The 18,048-nt window shown below is 71.2% G+C and carries 17 protein-coding genes; 10 read left to right on the top strand and 7 right to left on the bottom strand.

The genetic code is table 11. The features are described from left to right. Positions 1-16 precede the first annotated feature (16 nt). Both IE246_RS17730 and IE246_RS17725 read right to left on the bottom strand, forming a co-directional pair. Positions 17-511, bottom strand: coding sequence for a hypothetical protein (locus tag IE246_RS17730; protein WP_189992078.1), 495 nt, complete (start codon positions 509-511; stop codon positions 17-19). A gap of 15 nt (positions 512-526) precedes the next feature. Beyond that, positions 527-886, bottom strand: a complete 360-nt coding sequence (locus IE246_RS17725) for an XkdD/Y8K6 family phage-associated protein (protein WP_189992076.1) — start codon at positions 884-886, stop codon at positions 527-529. Positions 887-1,053: 167 nt separating this feature from the next. Between IE246_RS17725 and IE246_RS17720 the strand changes: the two genes are divergently transcribed. Beyond that, positions 1,054-1,884, top strand: coding sequence for a hypothetical protein (locus IE246_RS17720; RefSeq protein WP_189992075.1), 831 nt, complete (start codon positions 1,054-1,056; stop codon positions 1,882-1,884). Positions 1,885-1,916: 32 nt separating this feature from the next. Here the strand turns inward: IE246_RS17720 and IE246_RS17715 are convergent, their stop codons facing one another. Continuing rightward, positions 1,917-4,145 carry a PAS domain-containing sensor histidine kinase gene (locus IE246_RS17715; RefSeq protein WP_189992072.1) on the bottom strand — a complete coding sequence of 743 codons (2,229 nt, stop codon included), beginning with the start codon at positions 4,143-4,145 and terminating at the stop codon, positions 1,917-1,919. A gap of 125 nt (positions 4,146-4,270) precedes the next feature. Here IE246_RS17715 and trhA point away from each other — a divergent pair, with 125 nt between their 5' ends. Both trhA and IE246_RS17705 read left to right on the top strand, forming a co-directional pair. Next, positions 4,271-4,951, top strand: a complete 681-nt coding sequence (trhA, locus tag IE246_RS17710) for a PAQR family membrane homeostasis protein TrhA (RefSeq protein WP_229837354.1) — start codon at positions 4,271-4,273, stop codon at positions 4,949-4,951. A 113-nt stretch (positions 4,952-5,064) separates the two neighbouring features. Then, complete coding sequence (locus IE246_RS17705; protein ID WP_189992070.1) at positions 5,065-5,316, top strand: DUF6455 family protein; 252 nt, start codon at positions 5,065-5,067, stop codon at positions 5,314-5,316. Positions 5,317-5,397: 81 nt separating this feature from the next. Here IE246_RS17705 and IE246_RS17700 read toward each other — a convergent pair whose 3' ends face one another. Continuing rightward, entirely contained in the window at positions 5,398-6,984 is a 1,587-nt protein-coding gene (locus tag IE246_RS17700; RefSeq protein ID WP_189992068.1) for a cadherin-like domain-containing protein, read from the bottom strand. Between the two features lie 169 nt (positions 6,985-7,153). Here IE246_RS17700 and IE246_RS17695 point away from each other — a divergent pair, with 169 nt between their 5' ends. After that, positions 7,154-7,867, top strand: coding sequence for a response regulator transcription factor (locus IE246_RS17695; RefSeq protein ID WP_189992067.1), 714 nt, complete (start codon positions 7,154-7,156; stop codon positions 7,865-7,867). Here the strand turns inward: IE246_RS17695 and IE246_RS17690 are convergent. Both IE246_RS17690 and IE246_RS17685 read right to left on the bottom strand, forming a co-directional pair. After that, positions 7,849-9,072 carry a pyridoxal-phosphate-dependent aminotransferase family protein gene (locus IE246_RS17690; protein ID WP_189992065.1) on the bottom strand — a complete coding sequence of 408 codons (1,224 nt, stop codon included), beginning with the start codon at positions 9,070-9,072 and terminating at the stop codon, positions 7,849-7,851. The genes IE246_RS17695 and IE246_RS17690 overlap by 19 nt on opposite strands. Before the next feature lie 81 nt (positions 9,073-9,153). Then, positions 9,154-9,924: a substrate-binding periplasmic protein gene (locus IE246_RS17685; protein ID WP_189992063.1), complete on the bottom strand. Its 771-nt coding sequence runs from the start codon at positions 9,922-9,924 to the stop codon at positions 9,154-9,156. 131 nt (positions 9,925-10,055) lie between these two features. Here IE246_RS17685 and IE246_RS17680 point away from each other — a divergent pair, with 131 nt between their 5' ends. Then, the gene (locus IE246_RS17680; protein WP_189992061.1) at positions 10,056-10,802 is read left to right on the top strand and encodes an SDR family NAD(P)-dependent oxidoreductase; all 747 of its coding nucleotides are present in this window, start codon (positions 10,056-10,058) and stop codon (positions 10,800-10,802) included. A gap of 9 nt (positions 10,803-10,811) precedes the next feature. On the opposite strand, the gene mtgA is transcribed toward IE246_RS17680, so the two are convergent. Continuing rightward, positions 10,812-11,480 (bottom strand): monofunctional biosynthetic peptidoglycan transglycosylase, encoded by a 669-nt coding sequence (mtgA, locus tag IE246_RS17675; RefSeq protein WP_189992059.1) that lies wholly within the window; start codon positions 11,478-11,480, stop codon positions 10,812-10,814. Positions 11,481-11,689: 209 nt separating this feature from the next. On the opposite strand from mtgA, the gene IE246_RS17670 reads away from it, so the two are divergent. The 5 genes from IE246_RS17670 to IE246_RS17650 all read left to right on the top strand — a co-directional run bounded on the left by IE246_RS17670 (position 11,690) and on the right by IE246_RS17650 (position 17,948). Then, positions 11,690-12,811 (top strand): SPFH domain-containing protein, encoded by a 1,122-nt coding sequence (locus IE246_RS17670; protein WP_189992057.1) that lies wholly within the window; start codon positions 11,690-11,692, stop codon positions 12,809-12,811. Next, the gene (locus IE246_RS17665; protein WP_189992055.1) at positions 12,808-13,281 is read left to right on the top strand and encodes an NfeD family protein; all 474 of its coding nucleotides are present in this window, start codon (positions 12,808-12,810) and stop codon (positions 13,279-13,281) included. The genes IE246_RS17670 and IE246_RS17665 overlap by 4 nt, the downstream gene beginning before the upstream one ends. 109 nt (positions 13,282-13,390) lie before the next feature. Then, complete coding sequence (locus IE246_RS17660; protein ID WP_189992053.1) at positions 13,391-15,169, top strand: sensor histidine kinase; 1,779 nt, start codon at positions 13,391-13,393, stop codon at positions 15,167-15,169. Then, complete coding sequence (locus IE246_RS17655) at positions 15,166-16,536, top strand: sigma-54-dependent transcriptional regulator (protein WP_189992051.1); 1,371 nt, start codon at positions 15,166-15,168, stop codon at positions 16,534-16,536. The genes IE246_RS17660 and IE246_RS17655 overlap by 4 nt, the downstream gene beginning before the upstream one ends. 407 nt (positions 16,537-16,943) lie before the next feature. Continuing rightward, positions 16,944-17,948, top strand: a complete 1,005-nt coding sequence (locus IE246_RS17650) for a TRAP transporter substrate-binding protein (RefSeq protein WP_189992049.1) — start codon at positions 16,944-16,946, stop codon at positions 17,946-17,948. Positions 17,949-18,048 lie beyond the last annotated feature (100 nt).

Raw genomic sequence — 18,048 nt, 5'->3', positions numbered from 1 at the left:
GCGCCGGCCCGCCGCGTCACGGCCAGGGCGTGTCGGACCGCTTCATGCCGGCGTTGGCGAAGTATTCGTCGTAGTCGGTCGGCGGCCCGGCGAGGTCGTGGACCAGCCGGACCAGGCTGTACTGCATCACCGGAATGGCGATCGGCGGGTTCCAGTCGCGCGGCATCGGCAGCAGGCAGCGTTGGCGGTCGACCGCGACCACGGTCTCGCGGTGCGCCAGGCGCCCCTCGAGGAAGATGTCGAGGTGGCGGGTCCGGGCGTTCTCCTGGGCGAACGGGTTGCTGGGCGGCAGGGTGTAGGCGCCCTGCTCGACCAGGCCGTAGGCCATGGTGACGGCGATGTTCGGCCGGTAGCTGAACGCCACCAGATGCTCGTCCGACTGCAGCCTGTCCGGGCTGCCGTCCGCTTTGGTGGTCGCGACCACCCGATGCCGGAAAGTCGGTCGGAACAGGATCGTCCAGTCCTCGACGCTGCTGCCGGCCACCAACCCGAGCAGGTCGCGCAGGTTCATCCTACCCGCCCGCTCTCAGCTCGATTCCAGGCGCCGGTCGTGCGGATCGCGCTTCGGCCACTCGGGCAGGCGCTTGCCGGTCACTTCCTCGAGCGAGGTCCGGGCGTTCTCGATGATCATGCGGGACTTCGCGGCAATTCGCGGGCTCGACTGGATCGCCGACACCACCTCGGGCTGTGAGACGATCAGCATGAGCTCGTCGAGGCTCTCGCACAGGTCGGCGGCACCGGCGATGATGCGGGCGTTGCCGTCGCGCTCCTCGCTCTTGCCCGACCAGTACATCGTGCCGATCTGCTGCGGCGCGCCGCCGCGGCTGTACGACCACAACTCCCCGTTCGGGCGGATCTTCCAGGGGCCAGGGGTGTAGCGCGGCACCGGACTTCTCCTCTCCTCGATGGCGGATCGTACCGGCCCGCTCGGGCGATCTCAACCGTGACGCCGCGGACTCCGTCGGCGCCGGCGTCCGTGACGGATTCCTAAAGTGTCTGCCGGTTGCTACGATGGACCGACAAATCGAGGCCGTGGAACGGAGGACTGGTGCGGTGCGGCGACTGATCTGGGCGCTGGCTTTGGCCGCGACGACGGCCGGCTGCGGGGCCGAATCGCTACTGCAGTCGCCGAGCGAGCGGCGCGAGGAGATCGCGGCGGCGGTCGCCGAGGCGCTCGATGCCGAGAAGGGTTGGCAGACCAGGTTCGTCGAGCGCCGGACCGAGACCATGCTGTCGGAGCAGCAGGCGATCGCCGCCCGGACCCAGGAGATCGACAGCCGGACCAAGGCGCTCGAGGACCGCCTGGACGATGTCGTGCGCCGGGTTCCGTCGATCGCCGACCCCGGGTTCGGCCGGGTTTCCGGAGGGGGGCGGGCCTCTACGCCGGAACCGGCGCGCGCCGCGGCGCCCGCCCCAGCGCCCGCGCCGGCACCGGTGGCCGAACTGTCGGCGGCCGACCGTGCCGAGCTCGGCGCGCTGCGAAGCGATCTCGACGCAATGACCGGCGCGGTCGCCCAGTTGCTGACCGACCGCGAGCGGGCGGAGGCCGCGGCTCGCGCCCGGTTCGAGCGACTCGAGCTGCGGACCAGCGGCCTGGGGTGGCCGGACGACGGCGGCGCCGATCACGGCGTGCACCTGGCGTCCTACCGGACCCACGACGCGGCGCTGCGCGGCTGGGAGGTGCTCCAGACCCGCCACCGCGCGATCCTCGGTGGCGAGACCCCGACCTTCGTCGAGGTCAAGACCGTGGCCGGGCCGTACGTGCGCCTGTTCGCCGGGGTCGGACGGCCCGAGGCGTCGCTGACCGCGATCCGCGACGCCATCCGGGACGGCGGCGACTATGCGATGGTGCTGCCGCTGCCGACGGCCGGGCCGGGAAGCTGAGCGGACGTCCGGCGACTGCCCGCGGGTGGGCTTCAATCCCCGCCGGCGGCGCTGACGGCGCGCCCTGAGGTGTCGACCGGCTTCGGGAACAGGATCGTCGCGGTGGTGCCGGCATCGACGTCGGACGCGATCGTCACGCTGCCGCCGTGCAGTTCCATGAACCGGCGGACCAGGGGCAGGCCGAGCCCGGCCCCTTCGTACTTGCGGCCGAACCCGGCGTGGAGCTGGGCGAACGGCTGGAAGGCGTCGTCGATCTGGCCGGCGGGCATGCCGATGCCGTGGTCGGCGACGCTCAGGCCGTGGCTGTTCCCGGTGTCGACATAGCGCACCTCGACACTGCCGCCGGCCGGCGAGAACTTGATGGCGTTGCCGACCAGATTGAGGATGATCTGTCTCACCCGTTGCACGTCGGCGTGCAGTGGCGGGGCATCCGCCGGAACCTCGTTCCGCAGCGTGATCCCGGCCTCGACGGCCCGCTGGCGCATCATCCGGAAGCAGCCGTCGACCACGCCGGCGGGGGGGATCGGCGTGATCGAGAGCTCGATCCGCCCGGCCTCGATCCGGGTGATGTCGAGGATGTCGTTGATGACCGCGAGCAGGTGCTGGCCGCTCTGGCGGATGTCCCGCGCATAGGTCGCGTAGCGGTCGCCGAGCGGCCCGAACTTCTCCTCGGCCATCAAGTCGGCGAAGCCGATGACGGCGTTGAGGGGAGTGCGCAGCTCGTGGCTCATATTGGCCAGGAATGCGCTCTTGGCATGGTTCGCCGCCTCGGCCGTGACCTTGGCGGCCTGCAGCTCGCGGGTCGCCCGTCGCAGCTCGGTGATGTCGGTATAGGTCGTCACGAAGCCGCCGCCGGGCAGTGGCTGCCCGCGGATCTCCAGGACCGTGCCGTTCGGCCGGGTCCGCTCGACGAGGTGCGGCTCGAAGCGGCGGGCGGCAGCCACCGCCCCGGCCACATAGGCGTCGACGTCGACCTCGCCGTAGTCGCCGCGCTCGGCGTTGTAGCGGATGAAGTCCTCGAACGGCGTGCCGATGCCGAACCGCTGCTTCGGGAAGTCCAGCAGCTCCAGGAAGCGCTCGTTGAACGCCACCATCTTCAGGTCGGGGCCGGCGACGCTGATGCCCTGGGTCATGTTCTCGAAGACCGTCTGCAGCAGCGCGCTGTTGTCGGCGATGGCGCGTTGGGCCTCGACCTCGTCGGTCACGTCGGAGCCGGTTCCGCGATAGCCGGCGAACCGCCCGTCGGCATCGAACACCGGCTTCCCGTTGAGCCGGAAGTGGCGCCGTTTGCCGGACCGGAGACGGAGCGAGTACTGGAAGCCGCGGAACGGCCGGCGGGCCGTCAGGTCGTCGAGGTGCTGGCGCCAGGACGCGTCGCCCTCCTTCTGCACGAGGTCGAAGCGGGTCTTGCCGAGCAGGCTCTCCTTCGGCAGCCCGACCACGCCCTCGACCCGGTCCGACAGGTAGGTGAACCGCAGGTCGGCGTCGGTCTCCCAGATCCAGTCGGCGGCCATGTCGGCAACGTCGCGGAACCGCTCCTCGCGTTCCCGGATGGTGCGCTCTGCGAGATTGAGCCGGCGCTGGGTGCGGTAGCCCAGGACCAGCACCAGGACGACCAGCAGTCCGGCGAGGCCGGCCAGCCCGGCGTACAGCAGGCGGGTGATGTACCGTGCCGCCTGGCCGAGCTGCCAGGCGAACCGGTCCTCGAGTGCCAGCAGCCGGGCATCGGTGGCCTCGATCTCGGACAGCAGCCGGGCCCGGGTGGCGGAGTCGCCGGGACGGGTCGCCCAGGACCGCTGCAGCGCATCCGCCAGCTCGTCGATCCGGCGCACCTCCCGGTCCGCTTCGCGCCACACCGAAACCGTCGGGGCGAAGAACGGCGTGGTCCGGAAGATCCGGAACAGGATCGCGATCCCCGGGGCGTCCTCCGGGTGGTTCTTGCCGCCGACCAGGAACGGGTAGCTGTTGTCGATCGGGATGTCGGTCTGTTCGAGCAGCTCGCGCGCGACTCCGTCGGAGTACGGCGCATAGATGTCCTCGCGATAGCGGTACAGGTCCTCCGGGCTGCCGGTGGCCGCATACCGCCGCAGGGCGGCGACCGCGCTCAGGTGTCCCTTGGCGTAGTAGGTGCCGCCGCTGGCATAGCCGCGGATGACGTTGACCGAGGCGATGCCGCCGAGACTCGCCGCCACCAGGATGGCGAGGATCCCGAGCATCGCCCCGATGAACGTCGCCAGGGCACGGGAGGTCGAGTTCGGCATGTCGCGACATGGTTACCGGAACGTTGACCCAAGCATGGCCGCAACCGGTTGTCGAACAGTTAACGGTTGCCCCGCGACCGCCCCGCGATAGCCCCGGGGCCGGCGCGCGGCGGGGCGATCCGGGGTTGAGCCGCGATCCGGACGGGGCACAATGGGCCATGCAGCCGGTCTGGCCAGTCGTCACCGCATCGGAGTACCGCGCCGACCGGGTCGTGCACGCGGTCGGCCTGCTGGTCGCCCCGGTCGCGGTCGCGGCGCTGGTCGCCGATGTCGTGCTGGCGCGGAGCGGCCCGCTCGTCGTGCTCGGCGTGGCGGTCTACGGCGCAGCGCTCCTGACCATGCTCACCTGCTCGGCGCTGTACAACCTGTTGCGGTCCTCGCCGTGGCGCGACTGGCTGCGACGCTGCGACCACGCCGCCATCTTCGCGATGATCGCTGGCACCTACACCCCGTTCACCCTGCTGTGGCTGCCGCGCGAGTGGGGGTGGGCGTTCTGTCTCGCAGTCTGGGCGGTCGCCGCGGTCGGCATCGCGATCAAGCTCGCCTGGCCGCGGCGGCTGGAGCGGGTCTCGCTGGTGCTCTACCTGGCGCTCGGCTGGTCGATCCTGCCGGTCGTCGGTCCGATGACGGCGGCGCTGTCGCCGGCCGGTTCGCTGCTGCTGCTGGCCGGCGGCGGGCTGTACAGCCTGGGCGTGGTGTTCCATCTCTGGAACCGGCTGCCGTACCAGAACGCGATCTGGCACGGATTCGTCCTGGCTGCCGCCGCCTGCCATTTCGCGGCGATCGCGCTGGGGGTCGCCGGCTGACCGGCGGGAACCGATTTGATCCATCGCAAGGACGCATGACGGCGGCCGGCGCCAGACTTGCCGATACCCCGCGATCGGTTGCGCTCGTGGGAAACGGCAAGCGGAGAACGGTCATGCTCGGGACGCGATGGGTCGAGGAGCACTCGGCGCTGTTCGGCCGGATGGCGGAGCGCAAGGGTGTCGACTGGAGCAAGGTCACCGGGCCGGCGGATGCGATCGCCGTCCGGCACGCCGTCCATGCCTGCCTGTCCTGCCGCGACGTGGCGGCATGCCGGACCGCCCTGGACGCGCCGGCGGACACGCCGCAGGACATGGAGTTCTGCCCCAACCGGGAGCTGTTCGAACGCTTTACCCGAACCGGCTGACCGCCGGCTGCGAGGCCGGGCCAGCGAGGCTTCGGGACAGCGGCACCGCAGGCCCCGGGCGATGTCTCTCCGCTCGCCGGATCAGCCGAACAGGCTGGCCGAGTACTGCCAGCTGGCGTCGACGCGGGCGCCCAGGATGTCGTGGCTGAGGCCCTCCGGGGCGGCGCCGCCGGCGACGTAGTCGATGTCCTCGTCGCCGTCCATCAGGAACAGCTGGCCCTCGCCCGGGCCGAGGTCGGCATTGTGATTGTTGCCGGCCTTGATCGACACCGCCAGCAGCTGATAGCCCTCGTAGTGCGCGTCGATGAAGCTGCCGATGTTGACGTCGTCCAGGTCGGTGGTGCCGTCGTTCCAGCCGTCGACCTTGACCTTGGTGACCTCGCCGTCGTCGTCCTGCAGGTAGAACACGACGTTCGAGATCGCCTGGGCCTGGCCCTTCTTGTTCAGGAACTCGCCGAACTGCTCGACCGGCTCCTCCGGCTGGTTGGCGATTCCGGTGATGGTGATGTCGACGGTGGCGGTGTCGTACCCGCCGTTGCCGTCGGCGACCTGGTAGACGAACGCGTCCTGCGCGGTCTCGCCGGCGTCGAGCCAGTCGAAGGCCCCGTTCGGGTCGTAGCTGTAGCTGCCGTCGGCGGCGACCGTCACCTGCGCGCCGGACGCCAGGGTCACCGTCGTGCCGACGCCGGCCGCGTCGCCGTTGACCGCGGAGACGAAGATGCTGTCGAGGCGGTCGACGTCGCCGTCGTTGCCGAGCAGGTTGCCGGAGATCGCGGCCGCCTCGTCGGTGGTCGCGGTGTCGTCGCCGGCGGTCGGGTCGTCGTTCGCGCCGGTCACCTCGACGGTGAAGGTGGCGTCGTCCGAGCCGCCGTTGCCGTCGTTCACCGACACGGTGAAGCTCTGCCAGACGGTCTCGCCCACCGACAGGCTGTCGGCGTCGGTCGCGTCGACCGCGTAGCTGCCGTCGGCGTTGACGACGACGGTGGCGCCGCCGTCGAGCTCGATGGTCTGTCCGACCAGCCCGGCGTCGCCGTCGACCGCGGTGACAGTCAGCCCGTCCGCGATGCCGTTGCCGTCGGCGTCGGTCGCGTCCTTGTCGATGTCGTTGGCGAACAGGTTGCCGGAGACGGCGCTGTCCTCGCCGACCGACGCCGCGTCGTCGATGGCGTCGACCGGGTACGGGCTGAAGCCGTACAGCTTGTCGGACGAGCTGCGGTCGCCGCCTTCCTCGCCGACCGAGGTCTGGCGCACCGCGACGCCGCCGAGCGCGATGTCGTCCAGGGTCAGGCCGCGCAGGCTCGACGACAGGGTGAAGCTGGTGGTCTGGATGTCGTCGGCGGCCGCACCGGCGGTGCCGAACTCGATGCCGATCTCGTAGGGCGCGTCCGGCACGCCGGAGACGGTGGCGCCGTTGCCAAGGTTGGTGATGCTGCCCGACTGGTCGAACTCGGTGACGTCGCTGCCGGCGACCGCCAGGGAGCCGAGCAGGCTGTTGTCGGCGACGTCCAGGAACAGCGCCCGCAGGTCGCCGATCATGTTGTCGCCGTCGCCGACGTTGCTGATCGTGAACGCCAGCGTTCCGTCGGTCTGCTCGGTGATGGTGACCGTGGCCGGCGCCATCTCGTCGGAGCCGGTCTGGGTGTCGAGAGTGAAGGTCAGCGATCGCATGGCACGTCCTCGTCTTGCATCGGGGACCGGGCCGGCGTTCTGGCCGGATCGATACGGCCGCGATCCCCACGATCGCGTCCGCCGCTCTCCCCAATCCCCACGGCGGAATGTGCACGCATTTAGTTGGGATTTTATGTATAGATTGTTTGGGAATTGTGTGGAGGGGACGATGACCGCGGGGCCGAAGGCGCATGTGCTCGTGGTCGAGGACGACGAGCCGAGCCGGGCCATCCTCGCCTATCTGGCCGAGGATCAGGGGCGGGCCCGGGTCTCCCAGGCCGCCTCGGCCCGGGAGATGCACGCGGTTCTGGCCCGCGACGCGGTCAACCTGATCATCCTCGACCTGAACCTGCCGGACGAGAACGGCCTGTCGCTGGCCCGCCAGCTGCGCACCCGGTCGGAGGTGCCGATCATCGTCATCACCGGCGACGATTCCCGGGCGACCCGGCTGGCGGCCCTGGAGGTCGGGGTCGACGACTTCCAGACCAAGCCGTACGACCTCAAGGAGATCAGCCTGCGGATCCGCAACCTGCTTCGGCGTTCGATGGCGGTGCGGAAGCCGGGACAGCTGGAAAGCTCGGCGCGCGTCACCTTCGACCGCTACGTTCTCGACCACAGCGAGCGGGTCCTCGAACGCGAGGACGGCACGGTCGTCCATCTGACTCCGACGGAGTTCATGATCCTGGCCGCCCTGCTGCGGCGACGGAACTCCTCGGTGTCCCGCGCGACCCTGCTGGACGCGATCGGCGACGCCGACGACGGCCCGTCGGACCGTGCCGTCGACATCCATATCAAGAATCTGCGCGCCAAGCTCGAGACCGACCAGCGGAACCCGCAGATCATCACCACGGTCCGCGGCTTCGGCTACCGGCTCGTCGGGTAGCCGAGCCGGCGACTTACCCGGCGAGCGCCTCGGCGGGGGCCCCGCCCCCCGGCGCCCGCCGCGAGCGCGCCGGCCTCGTCGCACTTGCCGCCGAGGTCGCGGATCGCGGCGGCCAGCTGGTGCAGGTCGGCGAGGATGTCGCCGTCGCCGAGCGCGCCCATGGTGCCGATCCGCACCATGCGGTGTTTCACGTGCTCGAAATGGGTGCCGGCCACCACCATGTTGTAGCCTCCGGCCAGCCGGTCGATCAGCGCCGGGGCGTCGATACCCTCGGGCGTCAGCATCACCACCAGGGTCGGGCTCGGGGTGCCCTGCGCGAAGGCGCTGAAGCCGAGCGCCTTCATCCCGGCGGCGAGCGCGGCCGACAGCCGCTTGTGGCGGGCCAGCGTGGCCTCCAGCCCCTCCTCGCCGATCATGGTCAGCGCCTCGTGCAGCGCCGTCAGCATGGCGACCGGCGCGGTGTAGGTCGGCTCGCCCTTCTCCGCCATCGGCCTGAACCGCCGGTAGTCGAAGTAGCTGCGCGGGCCGAGGTCGTCGCCCTGGATGGCATCCCAGGCCTTGTCGCTGATCGAGGCGAGGCCGAGGCCGGGCGGGCACATCAGGGCCTTTTGCGAGGCCGAGACCACTACGTCGACCCCCCACTCGTCCTGGCGCATCTCGGCGCCGCCGAGGCCGCTCACCGAGTCGACGGCCAGCAGCGCCGGGGTCTGCGCGACGATGCCGCCGAGCGCCTTCAGGTCGGTCAGGCAGCCGGTCGAGCTCTCGCTGTGGACCGCCAGCACGGCGGCATATTCCTTGGCCTTCAGGGCCCGCTCGACGCCCTCCAGATCGACCGGCGAGCCCGGCGGGGTGACGACCTCGTCGACCTCGGCGCCGATCGCCAGCGCCAGGCGCTTGAACACCGGTCCCCATTGGCCGTTGTTGGCGATCAGCACCCGCCTGCCGGGGCCGGCGACGTTGACGACCGCCGACTCCATGGCGCCGATTCCGGTGGAGGCGAACAGGAATGGCACTGCGCCGGTGCGGCCGAGAATCGGCTTCAGGCCGGCCTGGATGTCGCGGAACCGGGCCAGGAACTCCGCCCCGCGGTGGGCGATGATCGGCTGCGCCATGGCGCGCAGCACACGGTCGGGGATGGCGGTCGGGCCGGGCAGGCGCAGGCGGTAGGGCACGGCATCGCCGGAGATCGGGAAACGGGCGTTCATGTCGGTGGAACCTTCGAGTTGGCGGCACGCCATCGAAGCAGCACGCCGGGTCGTGCGCAATCCGCTGTTTTCACAGGGCCGTCAGTCCTTGATCAGAGCGTTCGCCGCGCGCGCCCTGACCGTGCGGAAGTCGCTGCCGAGTGCCTGCTCGTACAGCCGGTCCACCGTGCCGTCGTCGATCAGCCCCTGAAGCGCGGCGTCGAGCTCCGGGACGAGTCCGGCCTTCGCGGGGGTCAGGAACATGTACTGCGGGGTGGCGAACAGGATCGGGGTCAGGACCTTGAGGGCGAGGCCCTCCCGTTCGGCCTGGATCCGGGCCCAGGGTATGTCGACGACGGTGGCGTCGATCCGCCCGCTGGCCGCCTTCCGCAGGTTGAACAGCGCCTCGGAGGTCAGCTCGACCCGCCAGTCGGCGAGCGCCCGCTGCACCGCCGGGTGGTAGCCGTAGGCCCCGACCAGGCCGACGACGGCACCGTCGAAGTCGCTCAGCGCCTCGTAGCTGTCCCGCGGCCAGTCCGGCCGGGTCACCACCCCGACCTCCCAGAACGCGACCGAGACCCGCATCGGGACCAGCCCGGGCTCGTCGGAGGTCATCAGCATGGCGTCGTAGGTCCCGGCCCGCACGCCGTTGAGGCAGCGCTGGTAGGGGAGCTGGGCGAAAAGCCCGGCGTGACCGGCAGCGGCGAGGGCGCGGTCCATGGCGGCGACGACGATGCCCTCGGCCCGGCCGCCGACCATCGACGAGAACGGTGCCCACTCCTCGAAGCAGATGCGCAGCCGCTCGGCCCGTGCCGGCAGGGAAACGGCCAGCACCAGGAACGCGGCTGCCGCTGCGATCCGGATCTCTCTCATCCCCGGGGCCTCTCCCCAGCCTCGCGGGCAGGATATCCGAGCCGGCTGCCGCTGTCGCGTCGGCGCTGGCGGCGGGCACGGCGGGCGCGCTACAGTCCCGCCGGCAAACGCGACGGAAGGGGTCGGCCGAGATGGATCTGGGACTGAAGGGCAAGCGGGTGGTGGTGACCGGCGGGTCGCGCGGGATCGGCTTCGCGATCGCCGAGACCTGCGCCGCCGAGGGCGCGGCGGTCTCGATCTGCGCCCGCAGCGCCGGGGGAATCGAGACCGCGGTCGAGCGGCTCCGGGCCCATGGCGGCACCGTGCACGGCCAGAGCTGCGACGTCGGCGACCCGGCCGCGCTCGCCGGCTACATAGATGCGGCGGCGGCCACGCTCGGCGGCATCGACGTGCTGGTCAACAATCCGTCGGGCTTCGGCTCGACCGACGACGAGGACGGCTGGAAGAAGGGCATCGACATCGACCTGATGGGCGTGGTCCGCGCGACCTGGGCGGCCCGGCCGCATCTCGAGAAGGCCGGCGGCGGCGCGGTGCTGAACATCTCGTCGATCTCCGGGGTCGGAGCGTCGAACAACATCGCCTACGGCGCGGTCAAGGCGGCGGTGATCCAGCTCACCCAGAGCCACGCCCTGACCCTGGCGCCGAAGCGCATCCGGGTGAACTGCATCGCGCCCGGCTCGATCGAGTTCCCCGGCGGGGTGTGGGCGCGCCGCAAGGAAGAGGCCCGCGACGTCTACGACCGGACCCTGGCCAGCATCCCGTTCGGCCGCATGGGGCTGCCGGAGGAGATCGGGCGGGTCGCGGCGTTCCTGGTGTCCGACGCCGCGTCCTGGGTGACCGGCCAGACCGTCAGCGTCGACGGCGGCCAGAACCTCTGACGCCGGCCGTCAGGGGGGCGGCGCGCAGTCGAGCAGCGGGCCGAGCTGGCCGACCCGGCGGTTGATGACCGCGGCCCGGCGCCGCACGTAGTCGCCGGGCCGGCCGGCCGACCAGCGCAGCGGGTTCGGCAGCACCGCCGCCAGCTGCGCCGCCTCGTTCCTGGTCAGGTCGCCGGCGGGCTTGCCGAAGTGCCGGCGCGCTGCGGCCTCGGCGCCGTAGATCCCGGGGCCCCACTCGACGATGTTCAGGTAGACTTCGAGGATCCGGCGTTTCGGCCACAGCACCTCGATCAGCAGGGTCAGCGGGAACTCGACGGCCTTGCGTAGCGGGCTGCGGCCCGGCCACAGGAACAGGTTCTTGGCGGTCTGCATCGTGATGGTCGACCCGCCGCCGGCCCGCTCGCCCTCGGCATAGGCCTCGACCGCCGCCGACAGCGACTGCCAGTCGACCCCCCGGTGCCGGCAGAACAGGTTGTCCTCGGCGGCGATGACGGCGCGCGGCAGGGCCGGGGCGATCCGCTCCAGCGGCACCCAGCGCCGGTCGATCGGCGCCTCGCGCATCAGCATGAGCGGGGTGACCGGCGGCGGCACCACCCGGTAGGCCAGGACCAGCAGGACCGGAAGCCCGACCGCGATCGCCAGGACGGCGAGTATCCAACGTCGCAGGTACCGGCGCATCGGCGGGCGTGGTTTCCCCGGGTTCGGTTTTCCCAGACTGGGCGCGGCGCCGGCCGGAAGACGTTCCCGTCGTCACGCCGCGCGCGATCCCATATAAAGGTTGCGACGACGGCGATCCATTCCCCGATCGAGGGCTCCGGCCGGGGCTCCGGTCGAGAGCGGCGAGGGGGCCGGCGTCTGCTGCAGGATGCGCAACGCCGGAGCGGCCCATGCCGATCGACGCCTACCTGAACGGCACCAACATCGCGCTGGTGATCCTCGCCGTGGTGATCGGCGTGCTGGTGGTCAAGGGCATCAAGATCGTGCCCCAGGGCGAGGAGTGGACGGTCGAGCGGTTCGGGCGCTACGTCCGCACCCTGCCGCCCGGCCTCGGCCTGATCAACCCGCTGTTCAGCCGGGTCGGCCGCCGCATCAACATGATGGAGACCGTGCTCGACATCCCCGAGCAGGACGTCATCACCCGGGACAACGCCTCGGTGAAGGTCGACGCCATCGTGTTCTACCAGGTCGTCGACGCCCGCCGCGCCGCGTACGAGGTCCGCGACCTGGAGCGCGCGCTGGTCAACCTGGCGCTGACCAACATCCGCTCGGTGCTCGGCAGCACCGACCTGGACGAGGCGCTGTCGTCGCGCGACGAGATGAACCGCAAGATCCTGCACACCATGGACGAGGCGACCGATCCCTGGGGTACCAAGATCACCCGCGTCGAGATCCGGGACATCTCGCCGCCGCAGGACCTGGTCGACGCCATGGCCGCGCAGATGAAGGCCGAGCGGGAGAAGCGCGCCGCCATCCTCGAGGCCCAGGGCTACCGGCAGTCGCAGATCGAGCGCGCCGAGGGCGACAAGCAGTCGAAGATCCTGCAGGCGGAAGGCGACCTGGAGGCGGCCCGGCGCGAGGCCGAGGCCCGCGAGCGGCTGGCGCTGGCCGAGGCCAACGCCACCGACTCGGTCGCGGCGGCGATCAATCGCGGCGGCCACGACGCGGTGAACTACTTCGTCGCCCTGAAGTACACCGAGGCGCTGTCCGACTTCGCCCAGTCGCCGAACCAGAAGACCGTGTTCCTGCCGCTGGAGGCGACCAGCCTGCTGGGCTCGATCGGCGGCATCCGCGAGCTGCTGAAGGAACTCGGGTCGAACTCGGGTAGCGATGGCGGTGGCGTAGCCGGCGGCCAGGCAAGCGGCACCGGCGGCAGTCGCCCGGCACCGCGCCGGTCCGTTCCGTCGGCCGGCCCTTCCGCCGCCCCGCCCGCTGCTCCGTCCGCGACGGCCGTCAGCCCGCCGGCGCCGCGCCGGCAGGCGTCGCGCCCCGATGAGGAGGGTAGACGGTGACCGGGTTCCAGCCAGAGGCGTGGCACTGGATCGTGATCGGCCTGGCCCTGGTCGCGGTCGAGATGGTGATGCCGACCAACGTCCTGCTGTGGTTCGGGATCGCCGGCGTGGTCACCGGGCTGGCGGTCGCGGTGGCCGAGATCGGCGCCGCCTGGCAACTGGTGGTGTTCGCCACCCTGGCCTTCGTCTCCTACTTCCCCGTGCGCTGGGCGGCCCGCCAGCTGCGGGCCAGCGACGAGACCGACGACGACACCCTGAATCGCCGGGGCCGCTCGGCGATCGGCCACCACGTCACCGTGATCGAGGCGATCCAGAACGGCTACGGCGCGGTCCGGGTCGGCGACAGCCGCTGGCGGGCGACCTGCGAGCAGGACGTGCCCGAAGGCGCCAAGGTCGAGGTGACCGGCGTCGACGGTACGACCCTGACGGTCAAGCGGCTGCCCGGGGCGGCCGGCGAGGAGCCGTGCTAGGCGCCGGGCGCCGGCACGCGGACTCCCGTCGCGCTTTCGCCGCAGTCGCGGCATAAAGGCTCTGCGGCCCGAGCGAGGGGCCGCAATCAACCGCCGCCGGGGCGAGGCCGTGACCCGACCGATCCTGATCCCGCTCTGGGCGCTGTTCCTGATGGTCGCCGTGCTGGCGGTCCATCGCGGCGTCTCGCACCTGGTGTACGGCGACCTGGCGGCCCAGAGCCGGGCGACGCTCGACCTGTACACCGCCAGCCTGCGCGGCCGGCTCGACAAGTTCCGCTCGCAGCCGATCCTGATGGCCGAGCATCCGGTGACCCGGGCGCTGTTCGACACGCCGGTGCCGGACCCGGACGCGATCGCCGCCGCCGACCGGCTGTACGTGCGGACCGCCAAGGTGATCGGCGCGTCGGACGTCTACGTGATGGATGCCGGCGGCACCACCATCGCCGCCAGCAACTGGGACGACACCCCGACCTTCGTCGGCCAGAACTTCGCCTACCGGCCGTACTTCCGCGAGGCCATGCAGGGCCGGCTCGGCCGGTTCTTCGCGCTCGGCACCACCTCGAACCGGCGCGGCTACTACTTCGCCTACCCGGTGCGCCGCGACGGCGAGGCGGTCGGCGTGCTGGCGGTCAAGGTCGACGTCGAGGAGATGGAGCGGGTCTGGCACGGTCCCGCCGACCATGTCCTGGTGCTGGACGACGCCCGGGTGGTGTTCATGTCGGACCGGGCGGACTGGCTGTACCGGCCGCTGGGGCCGCTGTCCGCCGGCGACCGGGCGCGGTTGTCGGAGACCCGACGCTACGACCGGATCGACCGGCCGGCGCTGCCGGTCCAGCCGGTCGCCACCGCGGCGGCACCGGCCCCGACGGTGACGCTCGGCCGCGAGGCGCCGGCGCGGTTCATGCGGCTGGAGCAGGACATGCCCGACGCCGGCTGGACCGTGGTGATGCTGGCGGGTACCGCCGCGGCCGAGACCCGGATCGCCGCGGTGACCCTGATCGCCGGCGTGGCGCTGCTGGCGCTCTCCGGCGCGCTGTGGGCCGGGGTGCAGCGTCGGCGGGCGATGCGCGAGAAGCTGGAGACCGAGGAACGCACGCGGGCGGCCCTGCAGCGCGCCGCCGCCGACCTCGAGCGCCGGGTCGAGGAGCGCACCGCCGACCTGGCGGCGGCCCGCGACGAGCTGGTGCAGGCCGAGAAGATGGCGGCGCTCGGCCAGATGCTGACCGGCCTGGGGCACGAGCTGAACCAGCCGATCACCGCGATCCGGTCGTACGCCGACAACACGTTGAAGCTGCTGGCGGCCGGCCGCATGCAGGCGGTGCAGGACAACCTGCGGACCATCGCCGACGTCACCGAGCGGGCCAACAAGCTGATCCGGAACCTGAAGTCGTTCGCCCGCAAGGGCCGGCTGACCCTCGGGCCGACCCCGCTGGTCGCGGTCGTGCAGTCGGCCCTGCAGCTGGTCGCCCACCAGGCCCGCGACGCCCAGGTCACGATCCGCATCGGGTCCGGCGTCTCGGGGATGGCGGTGAACGCCGACCCGGTCCGGCTCGAGCAGGTGTTCGTCAACCTGCTGACCAACGCCCTGGACGCGGTGTCCGCCCGGCCGGAGCGCTGGATCGTGGTCGATGCCGTGGAGTCCGGCGGTGCCGTCGAGATCACCGTCGCCGACAGCGGCCCGGGGATCCCGAGCGACCGCCGCGACCGCATCTTCGAGCCGATGTTCACCACCAAGGAGCCGGGCGCCGGGCTCGGCCTCGGCCTGTCGATCGCGTACTCGATCATGCGCGACATGGGCGGCTCGCTGGCGGCGGTCGACGCACCGTCCGGAACCGGTGCGGTGTTCCGCCTGACCCTGCAGGCGAGCCCGGTGGAGGTGGCGGCGTGACCGAGACCGATACCATCGAGCCCGGAACCGTGTTCCTGATCGACGACGACCCGGACGTGCTGCGGTCGTGCGCGCAGTCGCTGGAACTGGCCGGGCTGACGGTCGAGACCTTCGGGCGCGCCGAGCCGGTACTGGAGCGCTTGGGGCCCGACACCGACGGCGTGGTGGTCAGCGACATCCGGATGCCGGGCACCGACGGGGTCGACTTGCTGCGCCGGGCGGTCGCCGTCGACCGCGACCTGCCGGTGGTGCTGATCACCGGGCACGGCGACGTGCCGCTCGCGGTCGAGGCGATGCGGGTCGGGGCCTACGACTTCCTGGAGAAGCCGTTCGACCCGGAGCGGCTGGTCGGCACCGTGGTGCGGGCCCTGGAGAAGCGCCGGCTGGTGCTGGAGCTGCGCGGACTGCAGCGCGGCGGCGCGGCGGCCGATCCGGCGGCGGCGATCATCGGGGCGTCGGCGCGGATCGAGGCGCTGCGCCGGCTGATCCGCTCGATCGGCCCGCGCCGGGTCGACGTGCTGATCACCGGCGAGACCGGGGCCGGCAAGGAGCTGGTGGCGCGCACCCTGCACCAGTGCAGCGACCGGGCCGCCGGCCCGTTCGTCGCCATCAACTGCGGCGCCCTGCCGGAGAGCCTGATCGAGAGTGAGCTGTTCGGGCACGAGGCCGGCGCCTTCACCGGGGCCCAGCGCCGCCGCATCGGCCGGTTCGAGTTCGCGAACGGCGGCACCGTGTTCCTCGACGAGATCGAGTCGATGCCGCTGGAGCTCCAGGTCCGGCTGCTGCGGGTCCTGCAGGAGCGCACCATCGAGCGGGTCGGCTCCAACGTGCCGGTACCGGTCGACCTGCGCGTGATGGCGGCGACCAAGGACGACCTGCGCGACAAGGCCGAGCGCGGTGCGTTCCGCGAGGACCTGTACTACCGGCTGGCGGTGGCGCCGATCGCGATCCCGGCGCTGCGCGAACGGGCCGACGACATCCCGGTGCTGTTCGAGCATTTCCGGCACCGCTACGCCACCCGGCACGCGGTCGACGTCGGGCCGCTCGACCCGGGCCTGCTGACCCGGCTGCGGGCGCACCGCTGGCCCGGCAACGTGCGCGAGCTGCAGCATGCCGCCGAGCGTGCGGTCCTGGGCCTGGATCCGCTGATGGACGAGGGGACCGGCGCCGACGAACCCGCCGGGCACGAGGGACTGGCGGCCCAGGTCGACCGGTTCGAGAAGGCGGTGATCGAGGCGACCCTGTCCGAGACCGGCGGCTCGGTGACCGACGCCCACGGCCGCCTCGGGATCGGTCGCAAGACCCTGTACGAGAAGATGCAGCGCCTCGGTATCGACCCGGCGCGGTTCCGAAGGCGGGAAGGGTAAGGGGGGCGGGATTCTCGCCCGATGGGTCCCGGCCCTCCGCTTGGCTCCGGCCGGGATGAGGGAGAAGTGGGGCCGTCTTCTTCGGTCCTCATCCCGGCCGTAGGGGCGCAGCCCCGGAGAGCCGGGACCCATGCCGTCGGCGCTTCCCTGTTGAACCGGATGTGTGGATTTCCGCACGCGGCCGTCCTCCGGCGTGTGACGGCCCACACGGAACGGCTCGGCCCAGCGTCATGCTGCGATGCCGCAATTTTGTTCTGCAATGCGGGAAGTTTTTGGAACAAAGGCTCGATTCCGACCGTCTGCGGAAGACCGCCGGATCGTCCGGCTCTGGTACGCGGCTTGCGCTGTGGTGCGTACAGAAACGCCGGCGGCGGATGCCGGCGTCGGGATCCGACGGGAGGAATTCCATGCGTTACACCCTGACGGCCGCCGTGGCGGCGGCCGCGCTTCTGGCCGTGTCCGGCCCCGCCTTCGCGAGCTGCGAGGACGGCGAGACCGTGATCAAGTTCAGCCACGTGGTCGCCGCCAAGGGCAACCCGAAGGGCGAGGCGGCGACGCTGTTCGCCGAGCGCGTCAACAAGGAGATGAACGGCAAGGTCTGCGTCGAGGTCTATCCGAACTCGCAGCTGTTCGACGACAACAAGGTGCTGGAGGCCATGCTGCTCGGCGACGTCCAGCTGGCGGCGCCGTCGGTCTCGAAGATGGAAGACTATTCGCTGGCCTTCCAGGTGTTCGACCTGCCCTTCATGTTCGACGACATCGCCGCGGTCGACCGCTTCCAGCAGTCGCCGAAGGGCCAGGCGCTGCTGCGCTCGGTCGAGGACAAGGGCCTGCTGGGGATCGGGTACTGGCACAACGGCATGAAGCAGATGTCGGCCAAGAAGCCGCTGGTCATGCCTGAGGACGCCAAGGGCCTGAAGTTCCGCATCCAGCCGTCCGACATCCTGCAGGCGCAGTTCGAGGCGCTCGGCGCCAGCCCGCAGAAGCTGGCGTTCAAGGAAGTGTACGGCGCCCTGCAGACCGGCGTCGTCGACGGCCAGGAGAACACCTTCTCGAACATCTACACCCAGAAGTTCTTCGAGGTGCAGGACGGCATCACCGAGACCAACCACGGCATCATCGACTACATCGTCGTGACCTCTGCCGAGTTCTGGAACGGCCTGCCGGGCGACGTGCGCACCCAGCTCGAGACCATCTTCGCCGAGGTGACGGCGGAGAAGAACGCCCAGGCGCTGGAGATCAACAACCAGGCGAAGCAGAAGATCATCGACGCCGGCAAGCAGGTCCGCCAACTGACCGCCGAGCAGCGGGCGGCCTGGAAGGCCGCGATGAAGCCGGTCTGGGACAAGTTCGGCCCGAACATCGGCGACGACCTGATCCAGGCGGCGCAGGCGGCCAGCGCCACCAACTGACCTTGCGGCGGCGGCCCGGTCCCCGGGCCGCCGTCATCGCCGGGGCGAAGCGCGGCCCCGGCCAACGGCACGCGTCCGACAACGACAACGCGCAAGCACT

Origin of the sequence: Thalassobaculum fulvum (assembly GCF_014652915.1) — a bacterium.
In the GTDB taxonomy this organism is placed as follows: Bacteria; Pseudomonadota; Alphaproteobacteria; order Thalassobaculales; family Thalassobaculaceae; genus Thalassobaculum_A; species Thalassobaculum_A fulvum.
Note: the sequence above shows the minus strand (reverse complement) of the source record. Positions and strands in the feature narration are given on the sequence as shown.